The sequence below is a fragment of the Peribacillus frigoritolerans genome (genome assembly GCF_030676415.1).
Lineage (GTDB): Bacteria > Bacillota > Bacilli > Bacillales > DSM-1321 > Peribacillus > Peribacillus frigoritolerans_A.
Map to the genome: position 1 here is coordinate 46,554 of NZ_JAUUTW010000020.1, position 26,954 is coordinate 73,507.

The 26,954-nt window shown below is 36.6% G+C and carries 25 protein-coding genes and 1 pseudogene; 8 read left to right on the forward strand and 18 right to left on the reverse strand.

The window, feature by feature from the left end; genetic code table 11:
- Positions 1 to 268 precede the first annotated feature (268 nt).
- From Q8G36_RS18275 to ytfJ, 5 genes are all read right to left on the reverse strand, one after another.
- A complete protein-coding gene (locus tag Q8G36_RS18275) occupies positions 269 to 1,564 on the reverse strand; it encodes an IS110 family transposase (RefSeq protein WP_305275147.1) in 1,296 nt (431 codons plus the stop codon).
- A gap of 293 nt (positions 1,565 to 1,857) precedes the next feature.
- On the reverse strand, positions 1,858 to 2,013 hold the full coding sequence (locus tag Q8G36_RS18280; RefSeq protein ID WP_241637562.1) for a hypothetical protein: 156 nt from the start codon (positions 2,011 to 2,013) through the stop codon (positions 1,858 to 1,860).
- A 216-nt stretch (positions 2,014 to 2,229) separates the two neighbouring features.
- Positions 2,230 to 2,331 carry an LPXTG cell wall anchor domain-containing protein gene (locus tag Q8G36_RS29350; protein WP_370694108.1) on the reverse strand — a complete coding sequence of 34 codons (102 nt, stop codon included), beginning with the start codon at positions 2,329 to 2,331 and terminating at the stop codon, positions 2,230 to 2,232.
- 44 nt (positions 2,332 to 2,375) lie between these two features.
- Complete coding sequence (locus tag Q8G36_RS18285; protein WP_336622976.1) at positions 2,376 to 2,531, reverse strand: HIT domain-containing protein; 156 nt, start codon at positions 2,529 to 2,531, stop codon at positions 2,376 to 2,378.
- 377 nt (positions 2,532 to 2,908) lie between these two features.
- A complete protein-coding gene (gene ytfJ / locus Q8G36_RS18290; RefSeq protein WP_063596902.1) occupies positions 2,909 to 3,388 on the reverse strand; it encodes a GerW family sporulation protein in 480 nt (159 codons plus the stop codon).
- 578 nt (positions 3,389 to 3,966) lie between these two features.
- Between ytfJ and Q8G36_RS18295 the strand changes: the two genes are divergently transcribed.
- Positions 3,967 to 4,482 (forward strand): undecaprenyl-diphosphatase, encoded by a 516-nt coding sequence (locus Q8G36_RS18295; RefSeq protein WP_305275150.1) that lies wholly within the window; start codon positions 3,967 to 3,969, stop codon positions 4,480 to 4,482.
- A 160-nt stretch (positions 4,483 to 4,642) separates the two neighbouring features.
- Here Q8G36_RS18295 and Q8G36_RS18300 read toward each other — a convergent pair whose 3' ends face one another.
- Positions 4,643 to 4,918, reverse strand: coding sequence for a hypothetical protein (locus tag Q8G36_RS18300; protein ID WP_305163146.1), 276 nt, complete (start codon positions 4,916 to 4,918; stop codon positions 4,643 to 4,645).
- Between the two features lie 738 nt (positions 4,919 to 5,656).
- Positions 5,657 to 6,950: pseudogene (locus tag Q8G36_RS18305) on the reverse strand (IS110 family transposase).
- Between the two features lie 392 nt (positions 6,951 to 7,342).
- Here Q8G36_RS18305 and Q8G36_RS18310 point away from each other — a divergent pair.
- Positions 7,343 to 7,489, forward strand: a complete 147-nt coding sequence (locus Q8G36_RS18310) for a hypothetical protein (RefSeq protein WP_176526417.1) — start codon at positions 7,343 to 7,345, stop codon at positions 7,487 to 7,489.
- Between the two features lie 339 nt (positions 7,490 to 7,828).
- Here Q8G36_RS18310 and Q8G36_RS18315 read toward each other — a convergent pair whose 3' ends face one another.
- Positions 7,829 to 8,371 carry a GNAT family N-acetyltransferase gene (locus Q8G36_RS18315; protein ID WP_305162288.1) on the reverse strand — a complete coding sequence of 181 codons (543 nt, stop codon included), beginning with the start codon at positions 8,369 to 8,371 and terminating at the stop codon, positions 7,829 to 7,831.
- 488 nt (positions 8,372 to 8,859) lie between these two features.
- Between Q8G36_RS18315 and Q8G36_RS18320 the strand changes: the two genes are divergently transcribed.
- Positions 8,860 to 10,332: a flavin monoamine oxidase family protein gene (locus tag Q8G36_RS18320; protein ID WP_305162289.1), complete on the forward strand. Its 1,473-nt coding sequence runs from the start codon at positions 8,860 to 8,862 to the stop codon at positions 10,330 to 10,332.
- A gap of 145 nt (positions 10,333 to 10,477) precedes the next feature.
- Here the strand turns inward: Q8G36_RS18320 and Q8G36_RS18325 are convergent, their stop codons facing one another.
- From Q8G36_RS18325 to ltrA, 7 genes are all read right to left on the reverse strand, one after another.
- Positions 10,478 to 10,741 carry a hypothetical protein gene (locus tag Q8G36_RS18325; RefSeq protein WP_305162290.1) on the reverse strand — a complete coding sequence of 88 codons (264 nt, stop codon included), beginning with the start codon at positions 10,739 to 10,741 and terminating at the stop codon, positions 10,478 to 10,480.
- 1,092 nt (positions 10,742 to 11,833) lie between these two features.
- Entirely contained in the window at positions 11,834 to 11,971 is a 138-nt protein-coding gene (locus Q8G36_RS18330) for a hypothetical protein (RefSeq protein ID WP_275726054.1), read from the reverse strand.
- A gap of 216 nt (positions 11,972 to 12,187) precedes the next feature.
- On the reverse strand, positions 12,188 to 12,367 hold the full coding sequence (locus Q8G36_RS18335) for a hypothetical protein (protein ID WP_305162291.1): 180 nt from the start codon (positions 12,365 to 12,367) through the stop codon (positions 12,188 to 12,190).
- A 248-nt stretch (positions 12,368 to 12,615) separates the two neighbouring features.
- The gene (locus Q8G36_RS18340; RefSeq protein ID WP_336622975.1) at positions 12,616 to 14,418 is read right to left on the reverse strand and encodes an L-lactate permease; all 1,803 of its coding nucleotides are present in this window, start codon (positions 14,416 to 14,418) and stop codon (positions 12,616 to 12,618) included.
- On the reverse strand, positions 14,390 to 14,608 hold the full coding sequence (locus tag Q8G36_RS18345) for an L-lactate permease (protein ID WP_370694113.1): 219 nt from the start codon (positions 14,606 to 14,608) through the stop codon (positions 14,390 to 14,392). The genes Q8G36_RS18340 and Q8G36_RS18345 overlap by 29 nt, the downstream gene beginning before the upstream one ends.
- 25 nt (positions 14,609 to 14,633) lie before the next feature.
- Positions 14,634 to 15,596 carry an L-lactate dehydrogenase gene (locus Q8G36_RS18350; protein ID WP_305162292.1) on the reverse strand — a complete coding sequence of 321 codons (963 nt, stop codon included), beginning with the start codon at positions 15,594 to 15,596 and terminating at the stop codon, positions 14,634 to 14,636.
- A 354-nt stretch (positions 15,597 to 15,950) separates the two neighbouring features.
- The gene (ltrA, locus tag Q8G36_RS18355) at positions 15,951 to 16,970 is read right to left on the reverse strand and encodes a group II intron reverse transcriptase/maturase (protein WP_305275155.1); all 1,020 of its coding nucleotides are present in this window, start codon (positions 16,968 to 16,970) and stop codon (positions 15,951 to 15,953) included.
- 227 nt (positions 16,971 to 17,197) lie between these two features.
- Between ltrA and Q8G36_RS18360 the strand changes: the two genes are divergently transcribed.
- A complete protein-coding gene (locus Q8G36_RS18360; protein ID WP_305162293.1) occupies positions 17,198 to 18,046 on the forward strand; it encodes a tyrosine-type recombinase/integrase in 849 nt (282 codons plus the stop codon).
- Between the two features lie 399 nt (positions 18,047 to 18,445).
- Here Q8G36_RS18360 and Q8G36_RS18365 read toward each other — a convergent pair whose 3' ends face one another.
- Positions 18,446 to 20,605, reverse strand: a complete 2,160-nt coding sequence (locus tag Q8G36_RS18365; protein WP_305162294.1) for a S8 family serine peptidase — start codon at positions 20,603 to 20,605, stop codon at positions 18,446 to 18,448.
- Positions 20,606 to 21,082: 477 nt separating this feature from the next.
- On the opposite strand from Q8G36_RS18365, the gene Q8G36_RS18370 reads away from it, so the two are divergent.
- On the forward strand, positions 21,083 to 21,853 hold the full coding sequence (locus Q8G36_RS18370) for a sporulation protein (protein WP_305162295.1): 771 nt from the start codon (positions 21,083 to 21,085) through the stop codon (positions 21,851 to 21,853).
- A gap of 450 nt (positions 21,854 to 22,303) precedes the next feature.
- Here Q8G36_RS18370 and Q8G36_RS18375 read toward each other — a convergent pair whose 3' ends face one another.
- Entirely contained in the window at positions 22,304 to 22,792 is a 489-nt protein-coding gene (locus Q8G36_RS18375) for a hypothetical protein (RefSeq protein ID WP_305162296.1), read from the reverse strand.
- A gap of 894 nt (positions 22,793 to 23,686) precedes the next feature.
- On the reverse strand, positions 23,687 to 24,298 hold the full coding sequence (locus Q8G36_RS18380) for a hypothetical protein (protein WP_305162297.1): 612 nt from the start codon (positions 24,296 to 24,298) through the stop codon (positions 23,687 to 23,689).
- Positions 24,299 to 24,722: 424 nt separating this feature from the next.
- Between Q8G36_RS18380 and Q8G36_RS18385 the strand changes: the two genes are divergently transcribed.
- Genes Q8G36_RS18385 through Q8G36_RS18395 form a run of 3 tightly spaced genes read left to right on the forward strand, consistent with a single transcriptional unit; the run spans position 24,723 to position 26,945 of the window.
- Positions 24,723 to 25,265 (forward strand): sigma-70 family RNA polymerase sigma factor, encoded by a 543-nt coding sequence (locus Q8G36_RS18385; RefSeq protein ID WP_305162298.1) that lies wholly within the window; start codon positions 24,723 to 24,725, stop codon positions 25,263 to 25,265.
- Complete coding sequence (locus Q8G36_RS18390; protein WP_230162541.1) at positions 25,255 to 25,674, forward strand: PadR family transcriptional regulator; 420 nt, start codon at positions 25,255 to 25,257, stop codon at positions 25,672 to 25,674. Before Q8G36_RS18385 ends, Q8G36_RS18390 begins: the two co-directional genes overlap by 11 nt.
- Complete coding sequence (locus Q8G36_RS18395; protein ID WP_305162299.1) at positions 25,671 to 26,945, forward strand: FtsW/RodA/SpoVE family cell cycle protein; 1,275 nt, start codon at positions 25,671 to 25,673, stop codon at positions 26,943 to 26,945. Before Q8G36_RS18390 ends, Q8G36_RS18395 begins: the two co-directional genes overlap by 4 nt.
- Positions 26,946 to 26,954 lie beyond the last annotated feature (9 nt).

Here is a 26,954-nt window from a genome sequence, read left to right on the forward strand (position 1 = left end):
AAACTAGCCAATCATAGGAAAAAATTGGTTTAAGCAATGTTATGATCGCACTTTAGGATATCCACATGTCTCATGGAGGTCAACCCTCCCATGTCTCACAGAGTCGATGCTCCTACATTCCTTCGTTCAACCTTTCCATGAGGTGGATGTCGGTCATGCTGCCCCACAGGATCTAAGTCCTCACGTTAGTTGCTTTGCCGACTAATCCGTGCTTCACTTTTAAATGAGTGTTAATTAAATGACCGTGTAACCATAAAAATCCGATGAACTATGCGACTGTTTGATGTGCTACAAATGTTGCCATATGAGGGATATCCTTTAACATCTTGTCTTCTTGAAACGTAAATTGTTTTTTACCGATTGAAAATAGAATTCGAATAAGCTTGTTACACAAGGCTATCAGAGATTGCATTTTCTTTAAGGGATTGTGGGAACGTGTTGTGTAAGATATATGAAGAGCTTTAAAAGCCTTGTTCTTTGCCACCAGTATCATGGCTGCCCGGAAAAAGAGAGCCCTCAATTTCTTTCGTCCCCGTTTGGTAATCTTGGTCTGACCTTTGTGCTCTCCGGATGTGTTTTCTTTTAAACTTAAACCTGCTAATTTTACGATTTGGCGAGGATGTTGATAGTCTCTGAGGTCTCCGACCTCTGCGAAAAACCCTGCTACTGTATCTCGACCGATTCCTGACACCTCTAACATCTTTGTGACACCTGGGATATGGTCTAATAACTGATCTAATTGATGATCTATTTCTTCGAATTTCATTTGAATAAAATCATACTTCTCTAGTAAAGCTCTCAACTCTAATTTCGCCATAGCTGCCCCTTGACGAATACCACTCGAAGGATTGGCTGCTTCTTTAAGTGCTCGTATTTTCTTTAAGCCTATACTGCGTTTTACCACTTGTCTTAGGGAAAGTAAGAGCTCTTCATCCGTATACTTTACAAGTTCATGTGGCAAAGCTTCTAGCTTTAGAAAATGAATAGCTGCCTTTCCTTCCCAACTTTTGAACACCGTCAAAAATTCGGGAAAGTAACGATCAAGCCAGTTATGAACTTGTGCCTGAACGACCTGTAAATCAACGTTGAGAAGATCGCGAATTTTTTTGGCCACTCGGAGTTCTGCATAAATTCCACGTGGAATTGTTGGTTCGGCGTATCTTCCGTCTTTGACTAACTGTGCGATGACTTTTGCATCTTTCACGTCATTCTTTGTAGGTGAATTATCGTCTAATTCTTTACTTCGTTTAACATGTAGTGGATTGACTGATACGAACTTAATATTATTCTCTTTTAGAAGATGAGCTAGATTTAACCAGTAGTGACCGGTTGGCTCCATCCCTACAATCACTTGATTTAACTTACACCTTTTAACAAGTTGGGTAATCCAATCTAGAAACAAATGAAATCCTGCTTTCGTATTTTCAAAGAAACACGTTTTACCTAGTTCCAATCCTCTAAAATCTTGTGCTCTCGCGACATGATTGTGCTTGGCTATATCTACTCCGACAATTAAGGTTTCAGAAGTAATTTGAGAGATTTTATGATATTGGTTATAATTCATTGTGAGACCTCCAAATAGATGTATTGTCCTTTTTAGCTGGCCAGCTCAGGACACATTCATCTTATCAAGAGGTCTTTTTTCGTTCAAACCTCATTTTCAGTTATTACAGGAATGCTGCCCTTATCATATTTAATTGGATTATTCTTTTATAAAAAAGATTGATAAGGATGGAGACGTAGCCCTCGCGTGGTCTTATTTCTAGTTATTGCAAGTCAACACTATCTTTATTATTGATCCAATTAGACAAAGAAGGGGAAGGCACTATCTATACCCTCCCCTTTTTCAAACACAACTTATTTTTTAGATCTTCTTCTAAATCCTAAATACAGACACCCTACAATAAAAGCCATAATTAGAATGGCAATCCATGGGCCAAAGGCTGTGAATGGAGTTACATAATCGCTAGTTTCGGATATTCCTTTAACAACTTGGGAAGAACCTAGAATCATAGGTCTCAGCTCCTTAAGAGAAAGTAGATGTAGCTTTGAAACAAAGTTTGGTCAAATTAATACAAGAAACCTTGATAAATAAATAGAAGGAGTATGTCTTGAAAAAAGATTAATCAAACATGCCCTTATAATATTTAATTGGATTATTCTTTTATAAAATGATTGATCATTTTTGATAATGAACTAACGCACCCGTTACTTGAATTAGAAATTTAATTAGCTTTTCTTGGTCCTCTTAAAAAATAAATAACCTAAAACACCCAAAACTAACGCTATACCTCCAAAAACAATAACTTGATATATAATATCCCCTAACATAACCTGTTCCTCCTATTCAAAAAACATTTTCCTAAATCTATATACTAAATTTTCCCTAAATAGGTTTCAACTGAAATAGCTACTTTTTGAGAAAAAAGAATTACTTCATTCAAACTCTTTCCATCAACTTCACTGAATTCTTGGTAATGTGTTTTGGGAACAACTAAAACGTGTCCTTTATTTATTGGGAATTTATCTATAAAGCAACTAACTCGTTTTCATATATTATGTAGGCTTCAGCTTTTTTATGGATAATCTCACAAAAGATGCAAGTTTTCACCCTCCTTTTTCCTCAATAAGAATCATTTCTATTTTCTTATTGAACTCTCCTGCCCCTTTAGCTCTATAAGAAAAAAGCGACACTTCATTATTGAAGTATCGCACCTTTAGTTATTTAACTTACTGTTTAAATAAGGCGAACCAGCAGGAGGTTGTTCTTTAACCTTCTTACGGATTGGCTTATGACCTCTAGCCCCTAGCACAGGAGTTAGAGAACTGTCTAACATTTACAAAGATATAATTTCTGATAGGATAAAAAATATTAAACCTTCTCAGAGTGAAAGTTAACGTCTTTCGCTTACAGATCTAAGTCCTGCTTTGGTCCATTATAATCTTGCAGATTGGAGCTTTGATTCTGTTGGTTCTGACTGCTATTGTCATTGCCGTTCTTATTGAACATCTGCTGAATCTTATCTACTGCTTGAGGAGCAAGATCGAGTATCTTTTCATATAAATGCGTGCTTTCATCAAGATGAACCATTTTCACCTCATTGGAATTCACAATTAAGAAGGCAATTGGGGTAATGGAAACACCGCCTCCGCTTCCTCCACCGAAAGGTTGTCCCTTTGATTGTCCTTGACCGCTGCTACTTGAATCTCCATCAAGCATAAATTCGCTTCCACCTGCTGCAAATCCGAAACCAACCTTAGAAACAGTTAATATCACACTGCCATCGGGGGTTTCAACAGGGTCTCCTATAATAGTGTTAACATCAATCATTTCTTTCAGATTTTCCATAGCAGTTGTCATTAGCCCTTGAATTGGATGGTCAGACATATACTTCTCCTCCTTTTCTATACAGATTTTGATTTATCATAAGATAGGGCAGAAAGCGGTTTAGTTTTAAAATTCGACCGTCCACCTTTCCAAAATTTAATCAGTTTAATTCCTGATAACAGCATGCCCGATTCGAAATTGAAAAATACATGTAAGAGATGTTTGTGAAACAACAGCTTGAAAGTGAGGAGAAATCGTGATATCTGGAACCGCCTTCAATTTTGCATTTTGGTTTGTAGTGTTGACTTAAAATAAAGTCTGATCAAAATTAACATCCAATCCTTAATTTTTGGTTTACTTTACCATAAAACCCTATAATTTTAATCATAATCTAATCATTTGCCATTAACAGCAAATCTTCTTTACTGATTCCATAATTCACGAATATGACTACCATTATGTAATGACCATCATATACCTGGTTATGTCTAATTTTTGATAACTTATACAAAGAAACAACTGGATTCTGACTAGACCTCGTTCCCTTATTCCAGAGAATTCTCTTTTCCCGATTTTCACATATTTCTTGCTATAAGAGGGAATTTTATTTGTATCTATAATTTAAGGAGATAAATTTTATGAACTACAAAGTATTTAAGTCAATCAATCAACTTTCTAGAAATTGTTCTCCAATTGATTTGCTGATGATATTGATCTCAAATAAAATTCGTTATGTGTTTATTTTTGTTTTGATTTTCATGTGGTTTAGAAATGATTCTTACAAAAAAGTGTCTTGCAACGCGGTGATAGCTGTGGGGGTAACTTTGTTTATTAACACTTTGATTAAATTGTTTTATTTTAAACCACGTCCGTTTGTGAAACGTCGGTTAGGCTTACTCATTCCTTCAAAAATGGATTCTTCATTTCCAAGTAAACATACTCTTATTGTATTTGCTATATCTACTTCTATTTTTCTTTATGACCGTGTCCTTGGTTCAATCATGTGGGTATTATCTGTGTTGACGGGCTTCTCACGTATTTGGGTAGGACATCATTATCCATCTGATATTATCGGAAGTGCCTTTATTGCCACCATGACCAGTATCATATTAGATAAAATTGCTCGCTGCGTAAATTATTTTGCCCGTCAATAGCAGCTATTTTTTAGTTGAAATCATGTGGGATTATTATTTGTTTTTATACAGGAATCAGTCTTTTACCAAAAGAAATTTCAGATTTTACTGATTCCAATTTCTTCACATAAAATGCCCACATTGAAGTGGGCATTTTTATGTGAAGAAATTCATTTGTTTGTTAAAGGATTTTTGTCAGGTCCTTTGAAAACTCTGTTATAGCAGCAGCGTTTGGCATTCGGCCAGCTGTTTGCGTTCGAATATTATTCATTACATTTTGAACAGGACGCAGCATATTTCTGTTTCGATTTCTTCCTAATCCGTAAGCAGCTGCACTAACTCCTAGACCTAATAAAGACGCCCACATCATACCTCTATTATTTCTTGTTCTGCCAAACATCTTTAACATGTTTTGCCTTCTCCCTGTATTTAAAAGCGCTGGTATCCAGTTATTCATTTTCAGACACTTCCTCTATATAAAATTTGGAAAGTGAAATTTTCCCCTTCCATCATCCAATATTTGCTTTTAGGGGGTTGATGATGCTGGCAATGTTTTGATATGGACTTAAATTTCAGTAAACCAAATTCGATAAAGTATTTAAACTGATTAAGATATAAGAATAGAAACATTTTACAGATAAATAAAAAAAGTAATAGGAGCCACAATTACATTGATTTTTTGCCTGTTGTTTCCGGTTGTCATATCAATTTCTTACTCCTTCCGTATTTTACTCGTTTTCAAAACTAACCTTTTTTACTATTTTATATATGAAATTCCTTCTTAAACTTACCTCCCTCAATAAACTAAACACAATCTCACGATTGCTCTAGAATTCTTAGGATTTCATAGTCATATCATTAACCGTTATCTATGTAAGCTCGGCATTACTCCTCTAGGATAGGGATTTATCGAAAAAAGTGTATGCTAAACTAGCCAATTATAGGAAAAAATTGGTTTAAGAAATGTTATGATCGCACTTTAGGATATCCACATGTCTCATGGAGGTCAACCCTCCCATGTCTCACAGAGTCGATGCTCCTACATTCCTTCGTTCAACCTTTCCATGAGGTGGATGTCGGTCATGCTGCCCCACAGGATCTAAGCCCTTACGTTAGTTGCTTTGCCGACTAATCCGTGCTTCACTTTTAAATAAATGTTAATTAAATGACCGTGTAACCATTAAAATTCAATGAACTATGCGACTGTTTGATGGACTACAAATGTTGCCATATGAGGGATATCCTTTAACATCTTGTCTTCTTGAAACGTAAATTGTTTTTTACCGATTGAAAATAGAATTCGAATAAGCTTGTTACACAAGGCTATCAGAGATTGCATTTTCTTTAAGGGATTGTGGGAACGTGTTGTGTAATATATATGAAGAGCTTTAAAAGCCTTGTTCTTTGCCACCAGTATCATGGCTGCCCGGAATAAGAGAGCCCTCAATTTCTTTCGTCCCCGTTTAGTAATCTTGGTCTGACCTTTGTGCTTTCCGGATGTGTTTTCTTTTAAACTTAAACCTGCTAATTTTACGATTTGGCGAGGATGTTGATAGTCTCTGAGGTCGCCGACCTCTGCGAAAAATCCTGCTACTGTATCTCGACCGATTCCTGACACCTCTAACATCTGTGTGACACCTGGGATATGGTCTAATAACTGATCTAATTGATGATCTAATTCTTCGAATTTCATTTGAATAAAATCATACTTCTCTAGTAAAGCTCTCAACTCTAATTTCGCCATAGCTGCCCCTTGACGAATACCAATTGAACGATTGGCTACTTCTTTGAGTGCTCGTATCTTCTTTAAGCCTATACTGCGTTTTACCACTTGTCTTAAGGAAAGTAAGAGCTCTTCTTCCGTATAATTTACAAGTTCATGTGGCAAGGCTTCTAGCTTTAGAAAATGAATAGCTGCCTTGCCTTCCCAACTTTTGAACACTGTCAAAAATTCGGGAAAGTAACGATCAAGCCAGTTATGAACTTGTCCCTGAACGACCTGTAAGTCAACGTTGAGAAGATCACGAAGTTTTTTGGCCACTCGGAGTTCTGCATAAATTCTTGTGGAATTGTCGGTTCGGCGTATCTTCCGTCTTTGACTAATTGTGCGATGACTTTTGCATCTTTCACGTCATTCTTTGTAGGTGAATTATCGTCTAATTCTTTACTTCGTTTAACATGTAGTGGATTGACAGATACGAACTTAATATTATTCTCTTTTAGAAAATGAGCTAGATTTAACCAGTAGTGACCGGTTGGCTCCATGCCTACAATCACTTGATTTAACTTACACTCTTTAACAAGTTGTTTAATCCAATCTAGAAACGAATGAAATCCTGCATTCGTATTTTCAAAGAAACACGTTTTACCCAGTTCCAATCCTCTAAAATCCTGTGCTCTCGCGACATGATTGTGCTTGGCTATACTACTCCGACAATTAAGGTTTCAGAAGTAATTTGAGTGATTTTATGATTTTGGTTATAATTCATTGTGAGACCTCCAAATAGATGTTTTGTCCTTTTTTAGCTGGCCAGCTTAGGACACATTCATCTTATCAAGAGGTCTTTTTTCGTTCAAACCTCATTTTCAGTAATTACAGGAATGCTGCCCCGTTACTTTAAGTGAAATGTTTCACAATATGTTCTCTTATACAAACAAGAATCTTTTTAATGTTTGTTTCCTTTAGCCTCTATTTGCACGTGTGAAATGAACAAAGCAGCATAAGACATACATATTAAAGTGAACTAGGTAAGCTGATTTTCATAATACATTCCATTTTTCTTCTTTTATTTTGAATATTTCAACTGATTACATTCCTTGCAAAAACAAGAATAAGAAGAGGGGCAGGACACAAACTATACTAAGAAGGAGAGTGTATATCATGGATGAAAAGGGTTTAAAACAGAACGCTAGTAATACTTTACGTACGAATAAACAGAAAACTTTAGATATAATAGCAAGTGTTGATGAGTTGAAAAAAGAGCATGAACCAGAGTATGTCTTTTTATATTGGGATGAATTGAGATAAGTATCTTAAGAAGAGAAATTGAAATGGATATTGGATAGAATAATACCAAAATAAAGCAATTCTCCTTATTGAGAATTGCTTTCAATCCAGTAGGATATTCAAGTAATGCACCCGTTAGCCATCCATGAATCGCAAAAATCGGCGATTCACCACAAAGAATGAAAATGGTTAGGAAGTGTCAATACTGATATTGACCTTAATCCAGTCAACCCTAATCTATCTATAGGCTAATTTATTAACGCTCTCCTCTTTTTTAAACGATTGAGTAGGGTCTTCTTAAGTATTGTCATTTTTCATTTTTAAATAAACTTATTTTCATGGTAGTTCTATAAGGTATTACTACTTATTCCAATCCTTAGCTAACATACCGAAAACAATATGGTCAACATAATGGTCATACAACCATTCTGCTTGTCTTATACAACCTTCACTAACAAAACCCAATCTTTCGGGAATTCCTCTACTTTTATTATTCTCCTCAGCAACCCTAATTTCAACTTTATCTAGTTTCAATTCATTAAATGCATAATCAGTCAATGCCTTAGCTACTCTTGTCATAATTCCATTTCCTTGATATTCTTCTCCGAGCCAATAACCAATATATGCAGTTTTATTTGACCAATTTATTTGGTTATAACCTGCTACACCAACAATTTGTCCCTTATACATAATAACTGTATTGAAACTCTTGTTTTCAGCGAAACCTTTTAAACAAATATTAATGAACCCTTTTGTATCTTCAAGTTTTGTTGTATTATCCAGCCAAGGAAGCCATTCTCGTAGATATTCTCTGGATTGATCTGTTATTTCGAAAACTCTTTCTGCATCCTTTAATTCTAACAGTTTCAATGATAACTCCCCATCAATCTTATGTAAGAACATACTCATCCCCCTGATTTTTCTATTGGTTTATTTTGTATATTACCATATATGATTAATAGATAAATCACTTGTTTATTATGGAGCTAACCTGCCCCGATAGTTCCATAAGGAAAAGAGCTGCCGAAGCAACTCTCTTGTTTAAGTAAAGCACCCGTTAGTTCCGTAATAAAAAGGTTACCGCAGCAACCTCCCTTATTAAAGTAAAGCGCCTGTTAGTTTAAAATCTATCTCCAAGTAACTTGTTTTTAACATAGAACTTAACGCTAAATCCTCCAGGCACTTCTTCGTAGAAAGTATACCTGTGTAAGTGTTATAAGGTTTTTCCTATCACTGAATGGAGGGGCCCCCTTTTTTATTTAATAATTTCATTTGTGCCCCAGCTAAAAAGTAGAATTTATCTTTACTTTATTTATCTGTATATAGTAGGAACACATATGCATCTATACAAGTGAATACAATGTAAAAATCTATTCACTGGAGGAGAAGAGATGCCTAATAACATAAATTATCAATTAACGACTCAACAAATGATTAGCATTATTAGAAATGGTCTTAAAAAGTCGCAAGTTCCCAAACATATTACTATTGTTGGCGCAGGACTAGCAGGACTGGTTGCGGCTTCTCTTTTACAGGAGGCCGGGCACAACGTCACAATCCTTGAAGCAAACAACAGGGTAGGCGGACGTGCCTATACCATACGCTCCCCCTTTAGTAATGGGCTTTATTTTAACCTAGGCCCAATGCGTATTCCTGATGTTCATTTTTTGACCTTAGAGTATATTAAAAAATTCGGGCTAACCCTAAACCTGTTTATTAACCGAACTCCAATGGATATTCTTTATCTCAATGGAATCAAAACACGTCTTAACATTTTTGAACGTTCTCCTGGTATTCTAAACTTTCCCGTTGCCCCAAATGAAAGAGGTAAAAGCGCAGAGGATCTGGTGAAATTAGCTACACAGCCAATTCTTGATTTTATTAAACAAGACCCCACGAGAAATTGGCATCTCGTAGAAAAAGAATTTAAAAACTACTCACTAGGTACTTTCTTAAACTCTTACCATTATCAATATGGAACGACTTTTTCAGATGGCGCGGTTGATATGATCGGTGTACTCCTTGACTTAGAAGCATATATGGGGATGTCATTTATTGAAGTTTTGCGAGAAGAGGCGTCCTTCAGAGCAAATCGTTTCTATGAGATAACCGGTGGTATGGATCTGCTGCCAAAGGCATTTCTCCCGCAATTAAAAGAAGTTATTATGTTCAATCAAAGGATGACGAAAATTGTCCAACATAACAACAGAGTAACCATCCATTCCACCCATCAGCACACCTTAGAGGATTCCACCATTACTGGTGATCTTGCCATCATAACTCTCCCCTTTACAGTGTTACGATTTGTGAAAGTTGAACCATACCATTCTTTTTCCTATTATAAACGGAGAGCTATTCGTGAACTGAACTATATGAGCGCAACAAAAATCGGAATCGAGTTTAAAAGCAGGTTTTGGGAAAGACACCATCAATATGGTGGTAAATCCATAACTGACCTTCCGATTCGATTCACTTATTACCCAAGTCAGGGGATTGGTACAAAAGGACCTGCTGTGGTTTTGGCAAGCTATACATGGGCGGATGAGGCTTTAACATGGAACGGTCTATCCAACGAAAAACGCATTCAATATGCTTTAAAGAACTTAGCTGAAATTTACGGAGACCAAGTCTATTCTGAGTTTGTGTCAGGAACTTCCTTTAGTTGGGTCGATAATGAATATTCCTCTGGAGCTTTCACTGCTTTTGAACCGAGTCAGGAAACCGAGTTGTATCCTTATATGCCTATACCTGAAGGAAGAGTGCACTTTGCCGGTGAACATACTTCACTTACCCACGGTTGGATGCAAGGGGCGATTGAATCTGGAGTACGGGTTGCATATGAAGTGAATGACTTGAAAAAGTAAATTAGGAAAAATAGATAAATTAGGACTGTTATAGAAATTTTTTATTCAACTAAACTGCCCCTTTAGTTGCGTAAAGAAAAAGCTGCCTTAAAGACAGCTCCGATCTTCAGCTAACGCACCCGTTAGCTTAATATTTCTCTATTCTTTATTTCTGTTCATTAAGTTTGAAAATAGTGGATAATGTTTCACCGTCTTTCCCTTCCAAAACGCTCCATACCTGCTTTTCATCCTGCACGTCTGCGGAGCCAGTTTCGTTGAACCACACCTTATATTTCTGCCCTTCCTTGTTATTTTGGTCTATAAACCAAAATACAGCATCTTCTTTGCTACTTTTATCAACTGATACTGTTTTATCCCATTTGACATCTGCTATAATGTTTTCAATCTTTTTGACATTACCTTTATCCAATACAGCTCGTCTATCACTTAATCCACCGTACTCTACTATTTGATAGCCAACGTCTTTTGTCTCAGGAGAACGTTAGAGGAACTTGAACATCCCCCTAACGCCACAATGATAACAAGCAAACTGAAACTCCATAATAATTTCCTCATACTCACACCTCTTTTTCCCAATTGTACCATTCATAAACAGTGTTGATTGAGGAATTTCTGTTTTTTATCAACTCTATTTTTCACTTTTTGTTAAACTAACCTGCCCCTTTAGTTCCATAATAAAAGAGCTACCTTAAAGACAGCTCCGATCTTCAGCTAACGCACCCGTTAGCCATTCATGAAGCGCAAAAATCAGCGCTTCACCACAGAGAATGAAAATTGGTCTCTATGTCGATAATGTTTTAATGGCTGGCGAAGAAGGTCGTTGAACTATGGTGCCTTTGAGCCCATCCGTTAGTCTGACTCCGACGACCACGGTGTACCACCGACTGTCGCGCCCTTTATGGGTAGCACTCATGGGAGATTAATCCTTTTTTGGTCGTCGCGCTAGCCTCTACTTAATTTGCTATAATTGGAGATTTTTGTTTAACGATTGACCAAACTCAATCAGATCACTCATAAGGCTCAGCCTTTTTTTAAAAAGCGTTTTTACTGGGTCTATTTCTAGATTTTGTGCTTTTTTAATTTTCATGGGAGTTCAACAACTATTTCATTTGCATTAAGCTTGTCCACAAAAATTCTTCTCCGGAAAATTCACATGATTTCAAAATCCTTTGCGAATATTTCTTTAAGTCTGCTACATACGGCAGTCTTGGTCGCATCATTGTGTTAATGATCTGGTTTTATTTATCTGGGCTCATCAGATTATATTGCAGAGGTGAAAAAGTGGAAAATTTCAGGGGTGTTAATTAGTTAAAGTCTCCGTTTAAAGACTTTAGTGATTAATTAAAAAAGCCAGATTTCTCTAAATAATATAGAGATATATCAGGCTTTTAATAATGAAAATATCTTAATGTTGTAAATCTGCTTTTTCATAAATGTACCCTTGAATTAGCTACTGAAGGAATTGGTTTAAACGCATTTATCCCGAGGATTTACTTTTATCTTAATACTCTATTTCATCGTAATCTTTAGGCTGATGGACCGGCTGCCCGTTTTCGCTTTTAGAAATATCATTAATTGTTTGCAGCTCCTCTTGTCTTTCTTCAGTATCCTTTTCATTTTGCTTTACTTGCTTTTTCATGGTGATTCCCCCCTTCCAATGGTTCTAAAAATTAATATGCACTATCAAAGGTTTCAGCATGCATCTAAGAAAAATGCAGCCAGGTCTAACTGCAAAATGATTGAATAATTTTTCCATCCTCATATTCCTTTTCACACTAACAAGGCTTGATTTGTCAGTGAATCTCTCCGTCCGGATTTTGGGCCATTTCTCCCGTAAACCATGTAAAAGGAGTAATCAAGAAGAATGAATGATGTTAACGATGGTGAATAATAACCGATACTTCAATGAGTAGAAGGATAATGCTCCTGCAAATCCAGTTAATCCAAGAGGGATGAAAATCAGTGAACCCAGGCAGCATGCAGCCATAAAAAAATCCGAAAATACAGTGGTTAACTGCGACACTTTTTCCTTCATGATTTAAACTTCTCCATGCTGCAACAATCATGCGTTGTTGTTTCTTTCTTTGTTTCTGGATAAAGTTCAAAAATATGATGAATTTAGGTTGGAATTATTTATGACGGTTCACCGTAAACGATTGTATTTCAATTTATTTTCAAATAAGTGAGCAGTAAGATTAATTTTTAAAAGCAACTTTGTCTTTGAAAAAGGAATCAGAGTAGTTCTCTGATTCCTTTTTACTAGTTAGTTATATAAAAGTATTACTAATAAAATAGCGATAATAAAAATGTCCAAATGCACACAAAAGCTAATAACCCAAAGCTGTATTTTAATGTCATTTTCGTTAAATCAGATTCTTTTCCTGTTTCACCAACGGCTGCAGCTGCTATTGCGATTGACTGTGGAGAAACAAGCTTTGCCATAACTCCCCCGGCAGTGTTAGCAGAAACTAATAATGATGAGTTTGTGCCTATGATATTACCTGCAGTAGCTTGTATAGGCGCAAATAACGTATTGTTATTTACTACAGACCCAGTCATAAACACTCCAATCCATCCTAATAGTGGTGATAGTAATGGGAAGATATTTCCTGTTGTAGCAACTGCTTCACCTAAAGAAATTGTTAATCCACCATATGTCATTAACTTAGCTATACCAATAATTGCACAGATCATAATGATTGGAATCCAAAATTCTGAAACAGTTTTTTTTAGGAGAGACAGACCTTCACTGAAATTGATTGCTTTCGTCGTTAGAATCGTCGTTAAAGCAGCTAATAATATCGCTGTTCCTGTTGCACCGATTAAATCAATGCCAATATTGATCGAAGATCCTGGTACTATAAATTTCAGTACAGCCGATTCAAGAATTCCTCCTTGAGAAAACAAACCTTTAAATGCAGGAAAGCTCCAAATCAATACAAATATTGTTAATAAATAAAATGGAGACCATGCCTTTACAACATCACCCATTGAATGATTTTCAAATTCATATTCTTTGCCGTTGAGTAAAAATATATGTTTAGGCTGCCACCTATTAAGAAATAATGCCAACAAACCCATTGTTAATAGTGAAGGAATAATGTCAGCTAACTCTGGTCCTACAAATATTGTTATGGTCGCTTGGGCCACTGTATAAGTAATAGATGTCACCAAAATAGCCGGCAATACTTCTCTAATCCCTTTAAATCCATCCATTAACCATATTAATAAAAACGGAATGGTAAAGTTAATGATCGGCAGTGTTAAGGCAGTCATCATTGACACATTCATGGAAGTCACATTTTCCAACCCAAATGTACCGATGATTCCAACCGGTATGCCAATTGCACCGAATGCTCCTGAAGCACCATTTGCTACTAGACAGAGCATGGCTGCCTGTAAAGGTTTGAATCCCAATGAAACTAATAGAACGGCACAGATTGCAATCGGTACACCAAAACCTGCTGCCCCTTCAAGAAAGGCATTAAAGCAAAACCCAATAAGTAAGAGCTGAAGACGTTGGTCTTGTGAAATACCCGCAATACTTCCGCGTAAAACATCAAATTTCCCGGATTTAACAGAGATTTTATATAACCAGACGGCCATCACAATGATATAACCAATCGGCCATATCCCTTGTATCGTACCTTGTACAACACTCCCGATTGCTTCACCCAAAGGTAGCTTAAAGAGGAAAAGTACAATAAGAAGGGTTACAAATAAATTTAGAAGCGCTGCATAAATACCTCTCATTTTAAAGATCGTCAAACATAAGAGAAACAAAAGGATCGGTATAGCTGCAACTAACGCTGAAATAGCAAGATTATTAAATGGATCGATAGTTACTACTAACATAATAACAGCTCCCTTACGTAAGAATTTCTTACTTAAGAATTTCTTACTTAAGAAATTAAAATACTCCCAAAATAGAGATTGAATATCTTTAAGTGTTTTAACAGAATGTGCAAACTTTTCTTTTTCGCTCTCATTTAGGGAAAGCTCCACAATATTTTTTGCACCTGTACGATTAATTACAGTTGGAGTATCAACATGAACATTACTTTGACCATATTGGCCTTCTAACAACGATCCAACTAGTAAGCATCTGGAATAAAAATGCCGATACACCTATGCTAATGATTAGTGTAAGAAGGGCTGTGATAATGCCCTTCATTTTAAATACAGTCAGACCCAATAGAAAGAATATGACAGGAAAGGCAGCAACCAAGGCTGATAAGTACGTGTTATTCAATGGATTATAATCTTGAATCCACATGATGCTTCCTTCTTTCTATTTAATGTTATAATTTTAATTCTTCAAAATGAGGCGCCAAAATGTCTTTTAAGACATAAGCACTGTGTTGGAATTTCTGTTGTTCTTCTTCATTGAGTTCTAATTCGACAATTTCTCGGATTCCACTACGATTAATGATTGCTGGAACACCCATGTACACATGCTTTTCACCATACTGGCCATCCAGATGAGCAGAGACAGTTAACACGCTATTTTCATTGTGGAGAATGGCTTTTGTAATTCGTACAAGTCCCATAGCGATGCCATAGTAAGTAGCACCTTTTCCTTCAATGATTTTGTAGGCTGCATCACGTACATTAATAAAAATCTCATCTAAGTCTTCTTTTTTATAGTGTTCTTGGCGTTCAATCATTTTCAAAACGGGAATACCCCCCACGTCTGCAGAACTATAAACAGGTAGCTCGCTGTCACCGTGTTCTCCGATGATATACGCATGCACATTTTTCGGTGCGACTTTAAAGTAATCACCTAGTAGGAAACGGAAACGAGCTGTATCAAGAATGGTACCAGATCCAATGACTCGTTCTTTAGGTAACCCACTATAATGCGATGTTGCGTATGTTAAGATGTCAACGGGATTGGTTGCGACAAGAAAGATGCCATCAAATCCACTAGCCATGACATTCTCGACTATTGTTTTAAAAATCTTCAGATTTTTATCCACAAGGTCAAGGCGTGTTTCTCCTGGTTTTTGGTTCGCTCCTGCACACATTACAACTAAATCTACATCTGCACAATCTTCATACTCTCCAAAGCGAATATTTGTTGGATCTGGAGCGAAAACTTTCCCATGATTTAAATCCATCACATCACCAATTGCTTTTTCTTTATTTAAATCAATCATAATCAACTCATCTACAATTCCTTGGTTCATAAGAGCAAAGGCGTAGCTTGAGCCTACAAACCCTGTTCCAATTAATGCGACACGGCTTACTTTTTCTTTTGTCATAAGTTTTTCATCCTTTCATCTCATTAAGTTTTTAAAAGGAAAATATTGTTTGTGAAACATTTCACAAATTAATAATACATCACTTTTTCCCAATTTACAATCCACTTTCAAAAAAAATATGTTTTTACAAAGGCTACTAAACTTCATAAATTTTTCTGTAAAGCTCCTCAGTTTCTATCTTTAACGCTCTCCCTTTTTTTAAAACGATTGAGCAGGGTCTTCTTAAGTATTGTCATTTTTCCATTCTTAAAAAACTTATTTTCATGGTAGTTGAATAAAATCGAGTAGGAGGAGGCGCCTAGCCTCCGACCTCTCACACCACCGTACATACCGTTCGGTATACGGCGGTTCAGTTTAAGTCTGACGTAGTTTTGTATATCGTTCATATAGATTTACTAACCCATGATGGAGCCAATAAACATTATTAAGGGTTTTGTCTAGAATAGGACTATGCGCTATGCGCCAATAACCCTTTCTGCTATTTCCCCATTCATATGCTTTTCCAAATGGGACGCCTAATCCTTTGAGTTTCTTCACCCTCGTTCTTGGCAATTTCCATTGCTTCCATAGGCACATCCTGAGTCTTCTTCGAATCCATGAATCTAAATTCTTCAATACGTTCGGAGTATCAATGAGGGCGAAATACCCCATCCAACCTCTAAGGTATTGCTTTAACTTATTTATTCGGAGTTTCATGGGTATCGGTAATTTTCTCGAGGTCATTTCCCTGATTCGTTTCTTTACCCTCTTCACCGTTTGTTTAGCCAGTAGAACCTTCGGGTTCTTCTTTGACTTCGTGAAACTAAAACCGAGAAACGTTCTGTTCCAAGGGCGATCATACTTCGACTTTTCGTAGTTGACCTTTAGCTTCAGTTTATTTTCAATGAAGCTTGAGATATTCCCCATTGCACGTTTGGCGGCTTTTCGTGTCTTCACAAAGATAGTACTGTCATCCGCATACCTTACGAATCGAAGATTGCGTTTCTCTAGTTCTTTATCTAAATCGTCTAACATGATATTAGATAATAAAGGACTTAACGGACCTCCTTGCGGAGTTCCCTCCTCACTTTTATGAAAAAGTCCGCCTATCATAATGCCTGCTTGAAGGAATTTACGAATCAGTTTGAGAACTCGTTTATCTTCAATTTTCCGCTCTAACATTCCCATGAGCTTGTCATGATTCACTTTATCGAAGAACTTCTCCAAGTCCATATCCACTACCCATGTATAACCTTCGGTTATATAGGACTTTGCCTTACGAACCGCCTGGAGCCCTTGTTTGTTAGGGCGAAATCCATAGCTATTCTCCGAAAAGGTTGAGTCATATATCTTGGTCAATATTTGGGCAATGGCTTGTTGAATGAATACACTCATAAGTTGTACGGACTAGCTGCTTAATCTCAAAGTTAACAGGATATTACTATTCTATGTTTCTATTGCATTAATTTCACACCAGAACTAATAGTTATGTAGTGATTTCTGCATCTCGTCCCACTTAATCCAACTGTGAAAAGGCCACCCGCACCGTTCAAGCCTATGAGCGAGAGCTTATTCAATTTATTGAACAATTACTCACTTATTCGGTGGAAATCAATTTAGACTTGGAAAAAGTTGTGGACGGTTCCCTCTTTAAATCTCTATCTACCCGGCACATTCGAAGATATCAGGAATGGTTATCAGAAAAAAGCCCCTATGCCTTGACAAAAGGAGCTTATTCCGTTGCCACATTATCCAGAAAGACAACCATCATTAAGAACTTTTTGAAATTCCTGTTCGAATCAGGCTATATCACTGCACCAATTCATGAAGGTTTCTTTAAGATCAATATTCGTAAAGATGATCGGCCGAACCGTGATTTGGGACCAAAGGAAGTCATTCAGCTACTTGATTATTTCAGGAAAATCAAACACCCCATCGTTTTTTCGATTATTCATATCCTAACCATGACTGGCATGCGTAATGAAGAGTTTACAAGACTCCGAGTCAAGGATCTTCAATATGATTCCATTACCAGCACGTATTTTTTAGAGGTCCTAGGAAAAGGAAATAAAAAAAGGCAAATACCATTGAAAGAAAAAGGAATGAAAAGTATTCGAATGTTCCGTTCAGCTAGAGGAATCGACGATATAGATGCAGCAGAAGGAGACGACCCGCTCTTTACGGCCAATACCGGCCGTGCCTACTCTCCTTCTTATTTGTCCCAATACATAACAAAAGCCATTAAAGAGAGTGGATTGCCTTTTTTGAAGTTTCGTTTTTCTTCCATTGGTCCTCATACATTTAGGCATGCTTTTGCCATCATTTCTCACTTAAATGGAGTGGATGTCTATCAGATAATGAAGAGTCTGAGCCATGAGCAGCTCTCCACTACAGAAATTTATTTGGAGAAGGTTTTTGAAAAAGAACGACATGCGATTCATTTATGGAAATCAGAGGTGTTTGGGGAATAAATATAATAGAAGAAAGTCGTCATTTTCAGAGAAGTTTTTGCTGATTTTTGGATTCCAATTGAATGGTACGCCCTTTAGCCCTTTTGGAGAAGAGGCGGAACCACTTTCTCCATGTCAAACGTGTAAAAAGAGCCTTTCTGACATAAGGGGCCTAGAGGTTTTCCAGTTACCGTCATTTTATGTGGCATGCTAGTTTCTCTCCTTAGGATTTCTTGGATTCTCTCCTATGTCATTCAAATGTTCTAGAAAAGAATTCATTTTCCTTTTTTAAAGGAATCGAGAGAAATGGAAGAACGTAATTTTAGATTATGGGAACCTTTCCCCCACTTTCCCGACCACAAAAACCCTTAGCTTTATCCTCTTTATGGATGAAGCTAAGGGCATACATATATATAACAACTATTTTAAAACTGAGATGGAATCAATATTCACCTCTGTAGAATTTTTACGGGCAACAGGATCTGCCTGACCAGTCCATTCAATAGATAATACGTGCTTCCCTGCAGTTAGTCCTGTTTTACTGAAGATTTCTTCTTTATACTTAGGAGTAGCAGCATATAAGCTATAATTTTCTGATTTTCCGTCCAATGTCACTTTTGCAATTCCTTGTTTGTCATTTTTTAAAGCTTTATAGGATATTCCTGTACCATTAAACACAATTTTCACAGTTGAATCGGTTTGGTTCGTACTTGTGTATGAGCTTGCCGACGCACTTCCATCGGATATTTTATTCCATGTTCCTTCATATCCAAAATATTTACTCGTATTTTCATATGTTCCTTCTCCAATGCCTTCTGTTACAGAAAGAATGTATTTTCCAGCTCCACTAAAAGCGTAGGCATTCAAATAATATGTGCCTGTTTCAGGAGCTGTAAAAGTAAAGGATTCCTTGGATGAATTTGCAATTTCTGAATGTGCTACAATGCCGTTGCTCGAATTTACAGTCTTTGTAGTGTCGTTATACAAATATAAATCAAAGTCCGTCCCGGAATCACCAGTTAGTGTAGCCTTCACCTTTTCCCCTTTTAATAGTTTAATAGAATAAACATCATTTTTATCTTTACTTGCATCAAGTGAAGTACTGATACTTCCTCCTTTCCAAGTAATACCTGGAATATCAGAATCTACATCGAAATTAACTGCTCTCCCTGCATTCACAAGTCCTCCCGTAACAACTTTTCCTGTTAATGAAGACAGCTTTGTAGTGGTTCTCAAGATAGCATCCTTGATTTGAACGGGAGTATATGATGAACGTGCGCTTTTTACTAACGCTGCTACTCCTGTAACATGCGGGGTAGCCATGGATGTTCCATCAAGATATTCATAAGCCGTAGAATAGTCGCCTTCCATACTTGGGGTTGTACTTAAAATACTTTCACCAGGAGCAGCAACATCTACGCTTTTTGCACCGTAGTTAGAAAAACCTGAAAGATTTCCTGTATTGTTAATAGAGGCTACAGAAAGAATGTTAGGCAAATCATAAGCAGCAGGATACGCTGGACTTGTATCCGAGTTCTCTGCAGAGTTACCTGCCGCAGCTATAAATAAGGTACCTGAGTTTTTAATAGCATCCTTTAATGCTTGTGAATGTTCTCCTCCACCCCATGAGTTATTCAAAATCTTTACACCTTTTGCCTTAGCATATTCAATGGCAACAATCGCATCAGATTCGTACCCTCCATATGGTCCGAGAAACTTGAGAGGCATAATTTTCACATTTGGAGCAATACCGGTAACTCCAATTTTATTTGCTTTTGCAGCTATTGTTCCTGCAACATGAGTTCCGTGGAAGTCTTCCTCTCCTCGAATGAACAATCTATTATTTTTATCATAAAAATTCCAGCCGTTTACATCGTCTATATATCCATTTTTATCATTATCCATTCCATCGTTAGGAATTTCTCCAGTGTTTACCCAAATTTTATCTTTTAATTCTGGGTGATTAATTTCGATTCCTGTATCAATCACTCCAATAACAAGTGAGGAACTGCCCTTTGTATTAGCCCATGCTGCTTCCGCACTTATATCAATACCTTTTTTACCAACTTGCCCTAATATTTCCTGTCCAGTATTTTTAAGTCCCCATAGTTCGTTATATAGGGGATCTGTAACTGCTGTCGGTTGATATACATAGTTTGGCTCTACATACTCAACATTAGAAGAAGCGTTAAGTTCTTTTAACACATTTGCCATCTTTTTATTTTTGGAAAATTTAATTACATGTATTCCTTCTTTATTCAATTCTTTTGCATTTGTTAAACCTAAAGTAGTGCTCAGGGATCCTAGACTTTTTATGGAGTAATTCTTTTTAAATTTTACGATAACCTCATTTTCTTTATACTTCTTTGGTTTGTTATTATTAAAATAAGTAAGGATTTTCCTTTTTTTAACTTCACTACTATCTACTTTTATAATCTCCTCTTGTATGTTTCCTTCTACCTTTTTCTCCTGTTTAACAACTTGAGGCGTATTCGTAGAAGTGGCAGCAAATGTTGTTGTCCCCCCACATAATAATCCTACAGCTCCGCATATACCTATTATCTTTTTTGGTATTCTCATTCTCTAATCTCCCTCAGCTTTTTTGTTTTCATGATAATAATTTGGTAAGAACAAAACCCTCCAATATCCATTTATTAAATATGTAATTCTCTCGCCAAAAAAGGATCAAATTCAGTATTTTTTCAGTTCGAAAAATAGAAAACAACTAAATTTTCCCTAACTTGGTATTTTCTAGCAACTAACAACAAGTTTAATAGATGTGAATTAAATATTCAAGTGTTCATTTAGAAAAAAATGTATATTAATAAGGTGAATGAATAAATAGAAAGGGCATGTTTTGAAAAAAGATGAATCAAAACATGCCCTTATACTATTTAATTGGATTATTCTTTTATAAAAAAGATTGGTCATTTTTGTGTTCCTTAATCAACTAACGCACCCGTTAGTTGAAGTAAACATAAGCGATACGAAAAAATCGCATATGATGAATCCATTATGCTATGCTAACCATAGACTTACAAAGGGGGAATTATGTACATGTCGTTTTTTGATAAAATGAAAGCAAGCATCGGAATCGGTGCAGCGAAAGTGGATACAAAATTAGAGAAAGTTTCATATAAACAAGGAGAAACGGTAAAAGGGAACGTGTTTGTCCTTGGAGGAAACACCCAACAAGAAATCAATGGGCTGTACATCCATGTGATGACACAGGTTTTGAGGGAACAGGATGACCGTACGTATTTAGATGATGTTACCCTTTACAAAATAAAGGTTTCGAATGCATTCGTCATTGAAAAAGGCGAAGAAAAGGTGATTCCGTTTTCCTTGCAACTTCCGTACGAAACGCCAATCACGATAGGGGACGTGTCTGTGTGGATGAAGACGGAAATGGATGTGACGTTCGCATTGGACCCTAAAGATAACGATTATATAAACGTATTTGGAAATGAAACAGTCAGTAGCTTCCTAAAAGCAATCGAATCATTAGGGTTTTACTTGAACAAAGTGAAAAATGTACCCTTCAAACGTAGCAAAACGGGTGTCTTTCAGGAATTCGAATACAAGCCAAAGGGCGGTCCATTCCAAAGAAGCCTTGATGAGGTTGAAATCGGATTCGTCGCGGACGCTCAATCCGTAGATTTATTCATCGAAGTGGATAGAAAAGCAAGAGGACTTTCTGGGTTTTTGGAAAGTGCAGCAGGAATGGATGAATCCAAGATCCGAGTGCAATACAAACATTTCCAAAAAGAAAGTGTAGAAACAGCCAAGCAAGAACTAATGGATATACTATCCCGTTATTCTCGATAAATTGGATTTGTTTATCTGCTATAAATCCCATACATCAGTTAAGATCATACCTGTTTCTCTCCAATCTATACCATATTAATTGACTATTATACTAGATTAGTAGATTTTTCATTAAACAATAACATCTGTTAGTTAAAGAAGAAAAACTGCCTTAATACAGCTCCAATCTTCAGCTAACGCACCCGTTAGTTTAAGTACAAACCTTCACAATCTTGCTAACCTGCCTGTAACTTCGGCGTTATTTTGCACTAATTTTGAGTGCTATTTGCACATCCAACTTCAAAAATAGGTCATCCCCCAAAACGATAAATTGAGCTTATCAGTTACAAGAAAGTCCAAAATTTCGTTCTGGAGGTACTACAAAACATTACCTTGATGGCAATGTGACGTACCCCAAAAATGGCCAGTAACAGAAATACGCTCTGTTACTGGCCATTTACAAAATTATGCTTAATTTAAATTGACAGTAGAAATATATTGAACAGTTCCTTGTTCAGCTACTAAATTTATCTCTAAAATAAATGTTCCCTTCCTATTTGGCAGATGTATGGTGCTATTTTCAATTGTAATCAATTCTTTCTTATTGTTATTCCAAAGCTGTGCTGTAATATCACTTTCTAAAACTGTACCATTTGCAATATATGAAAATCCTATATCCTCTCCAGATGGTAGGTCGATTTTTTTTTCTTTTTGTGCAAAAGTCTTTATATCATCCACCCGTTTTTTTACAAATTCACCATCTTTCACTTCCCAGTTTACATTTCCTTGTTCCATAATTATTCCGGAACCATTAACGTGTAACTCGCCTGTGGGAGGGCTTGTATCATAATCTTCACCTATAAAATTATAGAAACCAAATTGTCCGGCAATTAGAATAATAATAAAAATTGAGATAGCAGCAACTGGGATAAGCAGTAAAAGCTGCAATATTTTTTTCATGGTCTTCCTCCCCTTAGTAACCTGACTTTGACTAATTAACTTTACCACTAATTCCCATTAATTCAATATACAACCTTTTAATTGAATTACTTTGATTGAAATTGCAGAACAGGTACTTTTCCCTAATGAACTATTTATTGCTGAATAATCTATTAATAAAATACGTGCAAAATAGCACTTAAAATGAGTGCGAATTATCATCTAAAGTAACACCTGCCCCTTTAGTTGCATAAAGAAAAAGCTGCCTTTTAAAGACAGCTCCGATCCTAAGCTAAAGCACCCGTTAGTAAGTTCAACAAGAAAAAAAGGAGTTACCGAAGAAACTCACTTCAATTTTAATTTAACGCATCTTACGACCAATAGAAATTCTTTCGTTATTTTTGCCTTCTTATTCCTTTTCTTCTTTTTTTGCTGAAATGAACCATAACATCAGTTCAATACGTGTACATAATGTAAAAAGTTCAATATTAATCCTGTCAAAGCAAATAATAGTCCAATGTAAAAAGTCCAAGGATTATCCTCTTTTTCAGAATCAAAGGTCCGGTACGTAATAAAACCCAATAACAAAGATACGATAGGAATAATTATATACTGTGGCCCAAAAATAAAGGATACTAAACCTAATAATAGAGTTAGCATCCCTAAGGATTTTGTCCTTTTATAGTATTTAAATGCTCAATTTCCTCCGGGGTCAGACCCTCGTGTTCGTACTTAGTTATTATTCGTTTAAGCATCCCTTGCACCATCCCTTGAAAAATGATGTTTATAACAAAATTAAGCTTACCATAATTGTTAATTATTGGTTACCCTGATTTGTAAAAAAATTGTAGAAACATCACCGTACCATCGGACCCTTAATTCAACTAACGCATCCGTTAGTTGAATTACATCTCTTCACATTCCAAAATAATGACTTCTATCATTTCTCTTTACAATCACTAAATAAATAAAAATGCTTACAATCATTAGACAAAAGGTAACATTTTGTGCAATACCAACGATGTCACTCCAGCTACTTGTACCATATACAAACAACTGCAAGATTAACCCTCCAAGTAAAATCAGTAGTGCATAAGGTGTTTTTTTTATTAAAAACCCTACAATTCCACCAGAGATACCACCAATGGTTGACGCCCCATACCAGTTCACATATGAGATCGCCAGTTCTTTAAATGATATCGTTACTGTTACTGGTACATCTATATAAAAATATCTAATCACGAAATAAAACGTAATTGCAGTGATGGTATAAATGGCCCCAAGTAACGCAGCCTTCTTAATGTTCCTCGCAAATATAAAGCCAACAAGCATTGCTACAATAAACCACATTGGTAAAGAATTAATCATTACCGCTAAATAAGAAATGACGAATTCAAGAACTGTTATACCGTCACCTAAAAATGTTAAATTATCAGAAATAACTGAAAAAATCGCAACAATTAAACCAACGATTAATGTAAAGGTAACAAACTTCCAATACACTCTATATTCTTGGTTCTCCTTCAAAAAAGCACCTCCCTATTCATCCAAACAACTCCTATTGTTCCTCTGACATCCGGTGTATGTACTAAGTGGTTCATACACCTCATAGATGTACTATACCCATAATACACAAAACGTGTCAATATGGTTTAGAACAAATTCTTGTTTAAATAGTTACACTTTTAGTATGCAAATCCACTAACCTGCCCCTTTAGTTCTATAAGAAAAACCAAAATCAGTAATGATTTCGGTTTATCATGTTTATAAACGTTTAACTTTTCTGATTGGGCGTTGTCAGGCAAGGATATTCTACTATTGCTGTACTGATTCTTAAATGTTTTCTATATTTTTAGCTGTACTTCATAGTAACAAAGGGATAATTTTAAAAAACAGAAAACCTTCTTATAAGTACAATCGTCTATAACTAGGGAAGGAAGTGTGAACTGTTTTGGAAGAGTTTGTGTTGAAATGGTCTCAAATGAAAGATGACAAATCCTTACTTGATGAAATCATGTCCCTTTATGGCCAGGATATTCTACAATTGGTCTATTCCTATGTAAAAGATGCAGTTGTGGCAGAGGACCTGACACAGGAGATTTTCATCAAATGCTATAAGGCGCTACCCACGTATAACCAACAATCAAATATAAGGACGTGGCTTTGGAGAATTGCTATTAACCATTGTAAGGATTATAGGAAAAGCTGGTACTTCCGAAATGTTTCGACTGCGGAAGAGGCGCAGGAATGGACTTCTACCGATAATGTGGAAGAAGAGGTCATTCAGCATGATGAAGACATGCAACTTGCTGGTGCAGTCATGGAGCTGCCAATCCAGTATCGCGAGCTCATTTATCTCCATTATTTTCAGGAAATGAAGCTCAAGGAGATTTCTGAAATTACCGGGGTCAAACTTGGAACGGTGAAGACCCGGATGCGCCAGGCGAAAAGAAGGTTAAAAACCTATTGGGAGGAATCCACCGATGGAAGATAAATTAACACGTTTGAAATCGGCAATGAAAAAGCATACATTTCTTGATTTGAAATTCACAGAAAACCATAGAAACTCCATCCATACTGCCATCGAAAAGCAGGATGTAAGTAAGGAAGACATCTTGATTGGTATTTTCAGATCTTTGGATAAGGAAAAAAGTGGTTATCAAATTAATGAATCTCTTTACCAGAAAGGCATCCGGAAATTTGAAAATAACGAAGGCTCCTTGTATGCTACGTTGCATGAGCTTGAGAAGGAAGGCTGGCTCCAGTCTTTTTGGGAAACGGAAGAAAGGAAGCTCTATTCCTTGGATGAACGTGCGAAAAAGTGGCTAAAGAAAAAGGAATCTAAAAGTGGTTCCGCCTCTGCTAGTTGGCGGACAGCGTTTGAAGGAGGAAGAACCGATTGAGAAGCAATCATTTTTTAGATGAGGTTTCGTCGTATATCCGATCAAAAGAAGCAAAAAAATATATAGAAGCTGAATTAAAAGCCCATCTGCATCAAGCTAAAACTGAACTGGTCAAAAAAGGATATAAAGAGGATGAAGCAGAGGAACTGGCTGTCCGGAATATGGGAAGCCCCTCTGACATTGGGCAGAAGATGGACAAGCTGCACAGGCCGAAGATTGATTGGAAGCTAATGAGCATGTTTCTGTTCATGTCAGCTACGGGCCTGTTTTTGTTTTGGTTCTTATTTAAGGATGGTAATTCATTATCAGTGCTGAAGCAGGTATATTCTGTCACAGGAAGTGTAATTTTGGCCTGTGTCATTCTTTTTTTCGATTATCGGAAATTTCAGAGATGGGGCTGGGTTTTCTTTACGATGGGATGTCTGATTCTTTATCAGTTCCAATTTTCCAATGTATTAGTGAACGGCAATCCTCGAATTAATATTATGGGTTTATTGTCGGTCGATTCGATTGTGGTTCTGCCAATTTTTCTGCTTGCCTGGGCCGGAATGCTGCAATCAAAAAAGATGAATGTTTATTTGGCTGCCATTTTATACGTTTGTTCTGCCTTTTTGTTTATGTTTACAGCCAACGAGCAGGCGGTAGCGATTTATTCATTGATGGTTGCTGTAATGGTCTGGAGGAGCAGCCTAAATAAAAGAAAAATCCTTATCACTGCAGCGGTCCTGCTTACTACATGTGTTTCACTTCTGCTTATATCCTTGAAAGATATAAGGGCCTATCAATTAGAAAGACTTTATGCGTTCGTTACGCCTGAAAAATTCAGTGAGACCTTGGGGTATATGCCTTTGAAACTAGAAAAGCTAATTGAGGATGCCGGATGGATTGGCCATTTTGGTTCCCTCGGAACGATTGATTTTTCTAATGAAATGATGACGGATTTTATCTTTGTAACAATTACCTATACGCTTGGCTGGGCCGGGGCATTGCTCATTGGTCTGCTGTTTTTATGGATGATCTGGCGAATTTCCCGTATATTCCAAACTGTGAAAGACCCATTTGGGAAAATGCTTGTTTCCGGCAGTTTTGCCATATTCACTGCACAGGTAACTGTCAGCATCGGAATGTCTCTCGGCTTATTACCACTAATAAGTCTTTCCCTGCCATTTATGAGTTATGGTGCTTTATCAGCGATGATTAACGCCTGCTTGTTTGGTCTGGTTTTAAGTGTGTATCACAAAAAAAATATTATACTGATGAAGAAAATATGAGAGTATGGT